Source organism: Streptomyces sp. NPDC094032 (genome assembly GCF_040303965.1).
In the GTDB taxonomy this organism is placed as follows: domain Bacteria; phylum Actinomycetota; class Actinomycetes; order Streptomycetales; family Streptomycetaceae; genus Streptomyces.
The window spans coordinates 41,445-54,032 of the sequence record NZ_JBEOUE010000038.1 but is presented as its reverse complement, the minus strand read 5'-3'; the positions used below and the strand labels follow the sequence as shown (position 1 = coordinate 54,032).

Here is a 12,588-nt window from a genome sequence, read left to right as displayed (position 1 = left end):
GATCTGTCCGGACGTGGCGGCGCCCGTAACGAGCGAAGCGAAGTGAAGGTCGCAGTCCGGACACCCCCACCCCCGCTCCGGCACCGGCCCCCGCACCACCCACGCCCCCCCCAGCTGTGGCATGGCCCACAGAGCCGCCCCACCCTTATGCAACTAGTTGCACAAGCCTCCACCGGTCGTCTACAACAGTCCGTGACGACCCCGCGCGAGGAGGCGCCCCCATGGCCCCGACCACCCCGTACCCGCACCTGCTGAGCCCCCTGGACCTCGGGTTCACCACCCTGCCCAACCGGGTGCTGATGGGATCCATGCACGTAGGCCTGGAGGAGGCCGAGCACGGATTCGAGCGCATGGCCGCCTTCTACGCCGAGCGCGCCCGAGGCGGCGTAGGCCTGATCGTCACCGGCGGCATCGCCCCGAACGAGGCCGGCCGCCCCTGGGACGGCGGCGCCAAGCTGACGACGCCCGACGAGGTGACCGAGCACCGCCAGATCACGGACGCGGTCCACGAGGCCGGCGGCCGCATCGCGATGCAGATCCTCCACTTCGGCCGCTACGCCTACCACCCCGCCCTGGTCGCCCCCAGCCCGCTCAAGGCCCCGATCAGCCCGTTCACCCCGAACGAGCTGACCGACGCAGAGGTCGAGCAGACCGTGGAGGACTACGTCCGCTGCGCGGAGCTCGCCAAGGAGGCCGGGTACGACGGCGTCGAGGTGATGGGTTCCGAGGGCTACCTGATCAACGAGTTCATCGCGGCGGCCACCAACCAGCGCACCGACCGCTGGGGCAGCTCGTACGAGAACCGGGTCCGCTTCCCGCTGGAGATCGTCCGCCGTATCCGCGAGCGGGTCGGCACGGACTTCATCCTGATCTACCGCCTCTCCATGCTGGACCTGGTCCCGGGCGGCTCGACGCTCGACGAGGTGACGGCTCTGGCCAAGGAGGTCGAGGCGGCCGGCGCCACGATCATCAACACCGGCATCGGCTGGCACGAGGCCCGCATCCCCACCATCGCCACCTCCGTCCCGCGTGGCGCGTACACGTGGGTGACCAAGAAGCTGATGGGCGCGGTCTCGGTCCCCCTCGTCACCAGCAACCGCATCAACACCCCCGAGGTCGCGGAGGAGATCCTCGCGGAGGGCCGCGCCGACATGGTGTCGATGGCCCGCCCGTTCCTCGCCGACCCGGAGTTCGTGGCGAAGGCGGCGGCGGACCGCGCCGAGACGATCAACACGTGCATCGGCTGCAACCAGGCCTGCCTGGACCACACGTTCAGCCTGAAGATCACCTCCTGCCTGGTGAACCCGCGCGCGTGCCACGAGACGGAGCTGGTCCTCTCCCCCACCCGCCGCGCCAAGCGGATCGCCGTCGTCGGCGCGGGCCCGGCGGGCCTGGCGTGCGCGGTGTCGGCGGCGGAACGCGGGCACGCGGTCACGCTGTTCGACGGCGCGGACGAGGTCGGCGGCCAGCTGAACGTCGCGAAGCGGGTCCCGGGCAAGGAGGAGTTCGACGAGACGCTGCGCTACTTCCGGGTGCAGCTCGCAGAACGCGGCGTAGAGGTCCGCCTGAACACGTTCGCAGGAGCGGCCGACCTGGCGGAGTACGACGAGGTGGTCGTCGCCACCGGCGTCACCCCCCGCACCCCGGAGATCGAGGGCGTCGACCACCCGAGCGTGGTCGGCTACCTGGACGTGCTGCGCCACGGCGCACCCGTGGGCGAGCGGGTGGCGATCCTCGGCGCCGGCGGCATCGGCTTCGACGTGGCCGAGTTCCTCACGGACGGCGGCGAGGGCGCGAGCCAGGACCCGGAGACGTACTTCCGCCAGTGGGGCGTCGACACGTCGTACGAGACGCGGGGCGGCCTGCGCACCCCGGAGCGCCCCCGGCCGCCGCGCCAGGTGCACCTGCTCCAGCGTAAGACCACCAAGGTCGGCGCGGGCCTCGGCAAGACCACGGGCTGGATCCACCGCACGGAGCTGAAGCACCGGGGCGTGACGATGGTCGCGGGCGCGTCGTACACGCGCATCGACGACGAGGGTCTGCACCTGACGATCGACGGCGAGGCGAAGGTCCTGCCGGTCGACACGGTGGTGCTGTGCACGGGCCAGGAGCCGCGCCGCGGGCTGTACGAGGAGCTCGTCGCCGCCGGCCGTACGGCGCACCTGATCGGCGGGGCGGACGTCGCCGCCGAGCTGGACGCCAAGCGGGCGATCGACCAGGGCACGCGGCTCGCCGCCACCCTGTGAGGGCCCCGGCCGGCCGAACCTAGGATGCGGTGCATGTCCCTCCCGCACGCGATCCTGACGGCGCTGCTAGAGAAGCCCTCGTCGGGCCTCGAACTGACCCGCCGCTTCGACCGGTCGATCGGCTACTTCTGGTCGTCCACCCACCAGCAGATCTACCGCGAGCTGGGCAGGCTGGAGCGGGCGGGGCACATCCGTGCCCTGCCCGCGGCGGTCCCGGCGCGAGGCCAGAAGAAGGAGTACGAGGTACTGCCAGCGGGCCGCGAGGAGCTGGCCGGCTGGGTGGACACCCCGGAGGACCCCAAGCCGCTGCGCTCCGCACTGCTGCTGCGGATGCGGGCGGCGGCGGTGGTCGGCGGAACAGGCCTGCGGACCGAACTGGAACGCCATCTGGCCCTGCACCGACGCCAGTTGGAAGAGTACCTGGAAATCGAAGCCAGAGACTTCCCACCGGAACGCCGCTCCTCGGAACCGGACCGCCTACGCCACCTGGTCCTGCGCGGCGGCATCGACCTGGAACGCTTCTGGACCGAATGGCTGACCCACGCGCTGACGGAACTGGACACCTCCGCCCCCGCCGGGCCCTCGGAGGAGCGGCACTGAGCCAACCTGGCCGAAGCCCGCACTTCGTCCCCTCCCCGCCCCCTCCTCACGGTGGATACTGGTCAGTCCTGGATCGACCACATCCACATCCATTGACGCGAAAGGGCGAGGATGGCCGACGAGTTGGGGCACCGCAGGACACGTCACGCGGTGGTCATCGGGGGAAGTCTCGCGGGTCTGCTGGCCGCGCGGGTGCTCAGTGAACACGCCGAGCGGGTCACGGTCGTCGAGCGCGACCGCTACCCGGACGGCCCGGACGCGCGGGCCGGCGTTCCGCAGGACCGGCACCTCCACGTACTGATCGAGGGCGGGCAGCGGGCGCTCGACGAGCTGCTGCCCGGCTTCACGGACGAGCTGCGCGGCCTGGGCGCGCCCAAGGTGGGCGTGCCACGGGACATGGTCCAGTGGCAGAACGGCCAGTGGTACGTCCGGTCCGAGGCCACGGCGCACTACTACACCGGCCCCCGGCCCCAGCTGGAGTGGCTGGTGCGGCAGCGGGTTCTGGCCGATCCCCGGATCGGACTCGTGGAGGGCACCGAGACGGTGGGCCTGCTCGGCGACTCCGCGCGCGTGCGCGGCGTGCTGCTGCGCGAGCGCGGCACGGGCGCCCGCAGGGAGCCGCGCCCGCTGGAGGCCGATCTGGTGGTGGACGCCTCGGGCCGTTCGACCCGGGCACCGGACTGGCTGAGGGCGATCGGCGCGGAGGCACCGCCCGAGGAGACCCTGGACACGGGCCTCGCGTACGGCACGCGGATCTACCGCGGGCCCGCCGACGACCCGTCGACCGACGCCCTCGGCTACTACGTGGCGCCCAACCCGGCCCAGGTGTACGGCGCGGTGGTGCTGCCGGTGGGCGACGGCCGCCACCTGGTCACCCTGTCCGGTCTGCGCGGCGACGAACCGCCCACGGACGAAGGCCTGTTCGAGGAGTACGCGCGGAAGCTGCCGCATCCGGTGGTGAGCGACTGGATCGCGAAGGCGGAGCCGCTGTCGCCGGTGTACGGCTTCCGGCAGACGTCCAACATCCGCCGCCGGTACGACCTTCCGGGCCGCCGCCCGGCCGGTTTCCTCGCGACCGGCGACGCGCTGTGCGCGTTCAACCCGATCTACGGGCAGGGGATGGCGGTCGCCGCGCTCGCCGCGGTGGCGCTGCGCAAGGCGCTGGCGGGCACGCGCCGCACGCCGACGACGCGCCGGGTGCAGCGGGCCCTGCTCGACGCCTCGAAGCAGGCCTGGGACATTTCGGCGGGTGCCGACAAGACGATGCCGGGGGCGAGGGGTGACGCGGTGCGGTCGGGGGCCGCGGACAAGGTGACCGGCTGGTACCTGCGCCGGGTGATGGACCGCGCCGCCGGCAACCCGGTGGTGGGCACGCCCTTCCGCGCGGCACTGACGCTGGCGGCGCCGCTGACGGTCCTGTTCGCCCCGGCGGTGGCCCGCGAGGTGCTGTTCGGCCCGGTCCCCGAGACACCGGCGGAGCCGCCGCTGCGGCGCGGGGAGCCCGGGACGGCGTAGACCCCGGTACGGCGGCGCCGCGCCCGTCGGACGCCTCTCAGACCCCCGGCGCCGCCGTCACCACCCCCGCCGCGATGCCCGCGCTCAGCGCCGCGTAGTCGTCGGCGTTCTGCCCCGCGTACCGCAGGGAGAAGTCGGCGATGGCGCGGTCGAAGACGTCGGAGGAGCCGAGGTACGCGGCGATGGCGATCCGGTCGCCGGAGCGGGCGTGGGCGCGGGCGAGGGCCCAGCCGCACAGGCGCGCGTACTCGCGGAGCACGGCCGGGGACATGGTCTCGACCTCGGCGGAGCCCTTCATGTCGCGCAACTGGCGCCAGTAGAAGTGGCGTTGCTCGGGCCCGGTCATCCAGCCGAGGAAGATGTCGCTGGCGGCCTGGGTGAGCCGCTGGCCGCAGACCACCCGGTGGCCCTGGTGGGTGAAGACGCTGGGGGTGAGGTACTGCTCCAGGACCGAGGGCACGGCTTCCTTGATCTGGAGGATGAGCGGGTCGGAGTCGTCGCGGCCCTCCAGGAGCAGGATGAAGCAGCGGGTGCCGACGCTTCCGACGCCGACGACCTTGCGGGCGGCGTCGATGAAGTGGAAGCGGTCGAGGAGCAGCCGGCGTTCCTCGGAGAGCGAGCTGCGGTAGTCGCTGAAGATCTTCCCGAGGGTGACCCGGTCGACGTCGGTGACCCGTTCGAGGAGCGGGGGGTCCTCGACGATGTGGCGGCCCGTGTCGTCCTTCTCGGTGAGCTTGCCGAAGGCCTGGAGGCTGGTGCGGCGCCGGGCGTGGGCGAGCCGGCTCTCCAGGCGTTTGCGGTCGGCGCCGCGGATGAGGGCGGTGACGTCGTCGGCGGAGATCCGCTCGTACCAGACCTCCAGTTCGCCGAGACCGGCGAGGCGGCGCATGGCCGTGCGGTAGCCCTCGGCGGCGAGCTGGGCCGCGCGGTGGGCCTTGGCCTTGCTGGTGCCGTTCTGGAGCGAGGCCACGGCGATGGAGGCGGCGAGCCGCTTGACGTCCCACTCGAAGGGGCCGGGCAGCGTCTCGTCGAAGTCGTTCACGTCGAAGAGGAGCGCCCGTTCGGGTGAGGCGTACACCCCGAAGTTGAGCAGATGGGCGTCGCCGCAGAGCTGGACGGTGAGTCCGGTGTGGCGCTGGGCGGCGAGGTCGGCGGCCATGACGGCGGCCGCGCCGCGCAGGAAGGCGAAGGGGGACGCGGCCATGCGCCCGTAGCGGATCGGGACGAGCTCGGGGACCCGGTCCAGGCACTGGCGCTCCAGGACGCCCAGGGGGTCCGGGCGCTGCGAGGAGGGTATCCAGCGGCCGTGCGAGGAGCGGGGGACGCGCTTGCGCGCGGCCCGTCCTCTCTCGGCCCGTTCGGAGGGTGTCGTCATCCGGCCTCACCCACTTCTTCCACCGCCGCTGCCTCCATTGATCCGTCGCGATCCATTACAAATCGGGACGCTCGATTCGGCCACTCTCGGCGAGCGGACTTCCAGAATGGTTTAGACCAATGATAGGAATTGCTCACCCACACGGTTCAGGTGGTCACACCGAGCAATGGTTGAATTATGCATGACAGAGAGGTCCGAGACATGGCCGAGCCCGTTCCCGAGCCCGGACCGAGGGCGGCGCTTCCGCTCTACCTCCGGGTCGCCGCAGTGCTGCGGGACGACCTCATCCAGCGCCGCATCTCCCCCGGCAGCCGACTGCCCTCCGAGCGCCACCTCGCCCACCGCTTCCACGTCAACCGACAGACCGTCCGCGGCGCGCTGCAACTGCTGCGGGACGAGCGGCTGGTGGTCACGGACCGGCGGGGCACCTTCGCCGCCGAGGCCGACCAGCGGGGTCCGGCGCCCGCGGTGCCACGCCGCTCCTTCCCCGGCGGCCCCCGGGCGGCCGACGCCCTGGTGCGCGCCGCGCTGGCCTGGGAGGCCCCGCCGGTCGCGCTCGCCGCGCGGCTCTCGCTCGCGCCCGGCGAGCCGACCCTGGTCCACCGGCACGCGGTGCTCGCGCCCTCCGGGGCCTCGCTCCAGCGGTCGGTGTCCTGGTTCTCCCGGCCCGCCCTGACGGAGATCCCGCAGCTGGGCCGCTACCGGCGCGGCGCCGAGCGCTATCAGCAGCAGCCCGACCTGCGGCTGCTCTACCACTGGATGCACCACGCGGGGCTGCGCACCACCCACCGCGAGTCCGTCGGGGTGCCGCAGGACCCGGCGGGACACCTCGCGGAGCACCCGGCCGGCGGCGCGACCCGGCTGAGCGTCCACCGGGTGGTGAGCGACCAGCACGGGCACGCGCTGGAGATCACGGACATCGACGTCGCGGCCCGGACGGGCTCCTGGACCTACGAGTTCAGCGGCTGACCGGGCCCGGACGGGCCCGGCCCGCGCGCCCGGCGCCGCCGCGCTCGCCTCAGACGATGCCCTCGGCGATCTCCGCCTCCTCGCGGGCGCTCCCGTACGCCGAGGGCGTCCCGTACGAGCGGCGGGCGACGTACCACCAGACGCTGGCGAGGACGAGCACGACGGCCAGCGCGATCACGGCGTAGTTCATGCTGTCGACCGTCACCGGGGACTTCTGCGGCAGGCAGAAGAGCACGGTCACGCCCGCCACCCAGACCACCGCGATCCAGCCGATCGGCCGGCTCCAGCGGCCCAGGTGCCAGGGGCCGGGGACGAAGTTCCGGCCGGCCCGCAGCCGCAGGTAGATCGGGATGGCGTACGCGGGGGTGATGCCGATGACGTTGATGGCGGTCACGGCCCCGTACGCGGTGGCGGAGTACAGCGACGGCAGGGCGAGCAGCGCGGCGACCACGACGGAGAGCCAGACGGCCGGTACCGGGGTCTGGGTGCGGCTGCTGACCCGGCGCCAGAGCGCGGAGCCCGGCAGGGCGTTGTCCCGGCTGAACGCGAAGACCATGCGGCTGGCGGCGGCCACCTCGGCGTTGCCGCAGAAGAGCTGCGCGACGATGACGACGAGCAGCAGGGCCTTGGCGCCGCCCTCGCCGAGCGCGTCCAGGAGGATCTGGGCGGGCGGCACGCCGGTGGCGCTGTTCTGGGTGCCCGCGTAGTCCTGGATGGCGAAGGTGAGTCCGGCGAGCAGGGCGAAACCGGCGATCCAGGAGGCCCAGATGGAGCGGACGATGCCCTTGGCGGCGGTCACCGAGGCGTTCGCGGTCTCCTCCGAGAGGTGGGCGGAGGCGTCGTACCCGGAGAAGGTGTACTGGGCGAGGAGCAGACCGATCGCGGCGACGTAGATCGGGTTCGACCAGCCGGTGTCGTTCACGAACTCGGTGAAGACGAACGAGGCGGACTGGTGGTGGTCGGGGACGATCGCGAGGGCGCCCACGATGAGGGCGACGCCGCCGAGGTGCCACCAGACGCTGATCGAGTTCAGCACGCTGACCAGGCGCACGCCGTAGAGGTTGAGCACGGCGTGGACCAGCAGGATCACCAGGAAGATCAGGAAGGTCGACCCGGCGGTGGGGACGATGCCCCACTGGAGGTTAAGGAAGGCGCCGGTGAACAGGGCGGCGCCGTAGTCGATGCCGGCGATGGCGCCGAGCAGGCCGAGCAGGTTCAGCCAGCCGGTGTACCAGCCCCAGCGGCGGCCGCCGAGCCGGTCGGCCATGTAGTAGAGCGCGCCCGAGGTCGGGTAGGCGCTGGTGACCTCGGCGAGGGCGAGGCCGACGCACAGCACGAAGAGCCCGACGCCCGCCCAGCCCCAGAGCATGACGGCGGGGCCGCCGGTGCCCAGGCCGAAGCCGTAGAGGGTCATGCAGCCGGAGAGGATGGAGATCACCGAGAAGCTGATGGCGAAGTTGCCGAAGCCACCCATCCGGCGAGCGAGGACCGGCTGGTAGCCGAGTTCTCTGAGGCGCGCCTCCTCGTCGTCCTTGGCCGGGGGCGGTTTGCGTATCGCGTCGGTGGGGGCGGTGCGGGACATGCGTTCCTCCGGGACGGGGACGGGACGAGCGGTGTGGATGTGGGGGGAGTGTGCGGGGTGGCGGCCGTCAGGGGCCGGGGCGGGCCTCCGGGGCTCCGAGGCAGCGGGCCCTGGCCCGCAGGAAGACCTCCTCGGCGGGGCCGCGTTCGTCGGGGACGGCGGTGCGGTACGCCCAGGGCTGCGGGGTCCAGTACGGGCCGAGGGCCTCGAACACCCGTGCCGCGTCGGCGAACTTGAGGGCGCCGTAGAGCGCGTGCGCCAGATGGTTGAGGTCGAGCAGGCTGGCCTCCTCGGTGGCGCTGAAGAGGAACCAGGTGTCCATGGCGCGGCGGGCGTCGCGCACCGCGTCCTCGGCGACCCAGTGCAGGTCGAGGGCGCGCTCGTGGCCCCGGTCGCGCCGGTAGCGCTCAACCCGCACGTACAGCGGCAGGGCGTGCAGCGCGGAGCCGACGGGGGCGGAGGAGGAGGCCCACTGGGCGTAGTTGACCGCCTCGGAGAGCGGGCCGGGGCGCCGGGCGTAGACGAACTGGAGCATCCGGTGGTGCGCCTCGCGGTTGTGCGGGTCGCGCTTCTCGGCCTCGGCGAGCAGCCCCCAGGGCCCCGGGGCCAGCATCGGGGCGGGCGGCGGAAGCCGGTGCTCCTCCATGCTCTGCCGGGTGTCGAGCAAGGACAGGGCGAGCCGGCACACCCAGGGCACGGGGTCGGCGGGGGCGCGCTCGACGGCCTCCCGGCAGGCGGTCCAGGCCTCCTGCCACAGTTCGCGGGTACGGGCGTGCCCGGCGCGGTGGGCGCGGACGGCGCGCTCGACGGCGACGCGGGAGTGCATGACGGCGGCGGCGATGGAGTCGGGCTGCTCCGCCCGCCAGGCGGCGACCACGTCGGTGCCGGCCGCGACGGCGGCGAGGACCTGGGTGCGCCGGGTCCAGCCGGGCCAGCCGGAGGTCTCGTCGAGGAGCCTGGCCATGGCCACCCAGCGGCCGGTCCGCAGGTCCTGGACGGCGCCCCGCAGGGCATGGTCGTGGCCCGCCGGATGGTAGACGGGCCGGAAGCCCTGCGCGGCCATCAGGAGGCCCTGCGGGGGGTGGGCCACGCGGGGTGGCGGGTGGGAGACATGGTTCCTCGGTGAGGTGGGTGGAGGGGGGTGGTCAGTCCCCCGTGGCCATCCCGGCCGGTGATCGGCGATCACTATAGAGGTCGCTGGACGTGACCGGTCCACTTTCATCCGTGACCGTAACTATCAAGCCAGCGACTGAATTTGACTTGATGTCAGCGATGTTTCGGAAACTGACGGGTTCACCGCCGAAACCTTGACGCGGCGCCCCCACCGCGACAGGCTGACCGGTTCCACGATCAAGGACCTCCACCCACCGCACAGCAGCAGGGAGTCGCGCGCATGACGGGCCCGGTACTCGCCGTCGACCAGGGCACGTCGGGCACCAAGGCCCTCGTCGTCTGCCCCGAACGCGGGGTGATCGGCAGCGGATTCACCCCGGTGCACCCGCGCGCCCTGCCCGGCGGCCTGGTCGAGGTCGACCCCCGTGAGCTGTACGACTCCGTCGTCTCGGCCGGGCGGGCGGCGCTGGCCGCCGCCGGTGAACCCGTCGTCGCCGTCGGCCTCGCCAACCAGGGCGAGACGGTGATCGCCTGGGACCCGGCCACCGGCGAGCCGCTCACCGACGCGCTCGTCTGGCAGGACCGGCGAGCCGAGGACCTGTGCGCCGAACTCGCCTCGTACGAGCGCGAGTTGAAACGTATCACCGGTCTCCCGCTCGATCCCTACTTCGCCGCGCCCAAGATGGCCTGGATCCGCCGCAGCCTCACCGGCGCCGGGGTCGTCACCACCAGTGACTCCTGGCTCGCGCACCGGCTCACGGGCGCCTTCGTCACCGACGCCGCCACCGCGGGCCGCACCGGGCTGCTCGACCTCGACACCGCCACCTGGTCCGGACCCGCGCTCGACGTCTACGGCCTCGGCGGGGAGCGCCTGCCGCGCGTGGTGGACTGCGACACCCCGGTCGGCACCACCACCGCCTTCGGACCGCCGCTCCCCCTCACCGGGCTGCTCGTCGACCAGCAGGCGGCGCTGCTCGCCCAGGACGTGACCGCGCCAGGCACCGCCAAGTGCACGTACGGCACGGGGGCGTTCCTGCTCGCCCAGACCGGGACCGTGCCCCGGCGCGGGGACTCCGGCCTGGTCTCCTGCGTCGCCTGGCGGCTGCGCGAGCGGACCAGCTACTGCCTGGACGGGCAGGTGTTCACCGCCGCCTCCGCCGTCCGGTGGCTGACCGGCCTCGGCGTGATCGCGGGCGCGGCCGACCTCGACACCGTCGGCGGCGCCGTCCCGGACGCGGGCGGCGTCACCTTCGTGCCCGCGCTCGCCGGGCTCGCCGCCCCCTGGTGGCGGGGCGAGGTGCGCGGCTCGCTGACCGGGCTCGGCCTGGACACCGGCCCCGGCCAGCTGGTCCGGGCGCTCTGCGAGGGGATCGCCGCCCAGGTCGTGGAGCTCGCCGGGGCCGCGGCGGACGACCTGGGCGCGCCGCTCACCACGCTGCGGGTGGACGGCGGCCTGACCCGGTCCGCGCTGCTCATGCAGACGCAGGCCGACCTCCTCCAGCGGCCCGTCGAGGTGTCCGCGCTCCCCGACGCCACCGCGCTCGGCGTGGCGGCCGTCGCCCGGCTCGGGCACACCCCCGGGCTCGCCGTCCACGAGGCCGTACCGGAGTGGAAGCCGTCCGCCGTGTACGAGCCGATGATCACGCCCGCCGAGGCCGCGGAACGCCTGGACCGCTTCCGTACGGCCGTGGCGCGGCTGCTCGACGGCGGGGCGCCCGTCGCCGCGCCCGGGGGGTCCGCCGCCGTGCCCGGGGGGTCCGCCGCGTGAGCGTCACCCGTCGCGGGGCGCTGCCGGACACCTCGGCGCCGGGGACCGCGTACGACGTCACCGTGGTCGGCGCGGGGGTGGTGGGCTGCGCCATCGCCCGCGAGCTGGCCCGCCACTCGCTGAGGGTCGCCCTCGTGGAGGCGTCCGGCGACATCGGCGAGGGCAGCTCCAAGGCCAACACGGCCATCCTGCACACCGGTTTCGACGCCGTCCCCGGATCCCTGGAGGCGCGGCTCGTCCGCGAGGGCGGGCGGCTGCTCGCCGCGTACGCCCGGGAGACCGGCATCCCCGTCGAGCCCGTCGGCGCGCTGCTGGTCGCCTGGGACGAGGAACAGCGCGCGGCGCTTCCCCGGCTCGCCGCCAAGGCCGTACGCAACGGACACCACGGCACGCGCCTCGTGGACGCCGCCGAACTGGGCGTCCTCGAACCCCACTTGGGTCCGGGCGCGCTCGGCGCGCTCGCCGTGCCCGACGAGTCGGTGATCTGCCCCTGGACCACTCCGCTCGCCTACGCCACCCAGGCCGTGCGCTCCGGGGTCGACCTGCACCTCGACTGCCCCGTGGAGAAGGTACGGCCGGGCGGCCCGGACGCCCCGCACCGGCTGATCACCCGGCGGGGCGTGCTGCGCACCCGGTTCCTGGTCAACGCCTGCGGTCTGTACGCCGACGCGTTCGACGCGCTGGTCGGGCGGTACGACTTCACCGTGACCCCGCGGCGCGGTCAGCTCCTCGTCTTCGACAAGTTCGCGCGCGGGCTCGTCCGGCACATCCTGCTGCCCGTTCCCGGCGCCCTCGGCAAGGGCGTGCTCATCGCCCCGACCGTCTACGGCAACGTGATGCTCGGCCCGACCGCCGAGGACCTCGACGACAAGACCGCCACCGGCTCCACCGCCGAAGGGCTCGCCGGACTGCGCGCGCAGGGCCGCCGGATCCTTCCGGCGCTGCTCGACGAGGAGGTCACCGCCGTCTACGCCGGGCTGCGGGCGGCCACCGGCGCCGAGGACTACCGGATCGCCGCCCACCCCGCGCTGCGGTACGTCACCGTCGGCGGGATCCGCTCCACCGGACTCACCGCCTCCCTCGCCCTCGGCCGGCACACCGTGGAGCTGCTCGCGGACGCGGGCCTGGAGCTCGGGCCCGAACGCCCCCTCGCCCCGGTGTCGATGCCCAACCTCGGCGAGGCCTTCCCCCGCCCGTACCGGGACGCCGCGCGCATCGCCCGCGATCCCGCGTACGGCGACATCGTCTGCCACTGCGAGCGGGTCACCCGGGGCGAGATCCGCGACGCGCTCGCCTCCACGGTGCCGCCCGCGACCCTCGACGGACTCCGCCGCAGGACCCGCGCGCGGGCCGGGCGGTGCCAGGGCTTCTCCTGCGGGGCGACGGTGCGGGCGCTGTTCGAGGAGGGGACGCGGTGAGC

The 12,588-nt window shown here is 73.6% G+C and carries 9 protein-coding genes; 6 read left to right on the top strand and 3 right to left on the bottom strand.

Annotated features, from left to right (window positions below; translation table 11 throughout):
• Positions 1 to 221 precede the first annotated feature (221 nt).
• The 3 genes from ABTZ54_RS33355 to ABTZ54_RS33345 all read left to right on the top strand — a co-directional run bounded on the left by ABTZ54_RS33355 (position 222) and on the right by ABTZ54_RS33345 (position 4,361).
• Positions 222 to 2,246: an oxidoreductase gene (locus tag ABTZ54_RS33355; protein WP_351670781.1), complete on the top strand. Its 2,025-nt coding sequence runs from the start codon at positions 222 to 224 to the stop codon at positions 2,244 to 2,246.
• 33 nt (positions 2,247 to 2,279) lie between these two features.
• The gene (locus ABTZ54_RS33350) at positions 2,280 to 2,846 is read left to right on the top strand and encodes a PadR family transcriptional regulator (RefSeq protein WP_351670778.1); all 567 of its coding nucleotides are present in this window, start codon (positions 2,280 to 2,282) and stop codon (positions 2,844 to 2,846) included.
• A gap of 111 nt (positions 2,847 to 2,957) precedes the next feature.
• On the top strand, positions 2,958 to 4,361 hold the full coding sequence (locus ABTZ54_RS33345; protein ID WP_351670775.1) for an FAD-dependent oxidoreductase: 1,404 nt from the start codon (positions 2,958 to 2,960) through the stop codon (positions 4,359 to 4,361).
• 37 nt (positions 4,362 to 4,398) lie between these two features.
• Here the strand turns inward: ABTZ54_RS33345 and ABTZ54_RS33340 are convergent, their stop codons facing one another.
• The gene (locus tag ABTZ54_RS33340) at positions 4,399 to 5,736 is read right to left on the bottom strand and encodes a DUF2252 domain-containing protein (protein ID WP_351670772.1); all 1,338 of its coding nucleotides are present in this window, start codon (positions 5,734 to 5,736) and stop codon (positions 4,399 to 4,401) included.
• Between the two features lie 201 nt (positions 5,737 to 5,937).
• On the opposite strand from ABTZ54_RS33340, the gene ABTZ54_RS33335 reads away from it, so the two are divergent.
• Positions 5,938 to 6,705, top strand: coding sequence for a GntR family transcriptional regulator (locus ABTZ54_RS33335; protein ID WP_351670769.1), 768 nt, complete (start codon positions 5,938 to 5,940; stop codon positions 6,703 to 6,705).
• Between the two features lie 49 nt (positions 6,706 to 6,754).
• On the opposite strand, the gene ABTZ54_RS33330 is transcribed toward ABTZ54_RS33335, so the two are convergent.
• The gene (locus ABTZ54_RS33330) at positions 6,755 to 8,287 is read right to left on the bottom strand and encodes an amino acid permease (RefSeq protein ID WP_351670766.1); all 1,533 of its coding nucleotides are present in this window, start codon (positions 8,285 to 8,287) and stop codon (positions 6,755 to 6,757) included.
• Between the two features lie 67 nt (positions 8,288 to 8,354).
• On the bottom strand, positions 8,355 to 9,350 hold the full coding sequence (locus ABTZ54_RS33325) for a hypothetical protein (protein ID WP_351670792.1): 996 nt from the start codon (positions 9,348 to 9,350) through the stop codon (positions 8,355 to 8,357).
• A gap of 330 nt (positions 9,351 to 9,680) precedes the next feature.
• On the opposite strand from ABTZ54_RS33325, the gene ABTZ54_RS33320 reads away from it, so the two are divergent.
• Together ABTZ54_RS33320 and ABTZ54_RS33315 are read left to right on the top strand one after the other, a co-directional pair.
• Positions 9,681 to 11,168 carry an FGGY family carbohydrate kinase gene (locus tag ABTZ54_RS33320; protein ID WP_351670763.1) on the top strand — a complete coding sequence of 496 codons (1,488 nt, stop codon included), beginning with the start codon at positions 9,681 to 9,683 and terminating at the stop codon, positions 11,166 to 11,168.
• Positions 11,165 to 12,586 (top strand): FAD-dependent oxidoreductase, encoded by a 1,422-nt coding sequence (locus tag ABTZ54_RS33315; protein WP_351670760.1) that lies wholly within the window; start codon positions 11,165 to 11,167, stop codon positions 12,584 to 12,586. The genes ABTZ54_RS33320 and ABTZ54_RS33315 overlap by 4 nt, the downstream gene beginning before the upstream one ends.
• Positions 12,587 to 12,588: the final 2 nt, after the last annotated feature.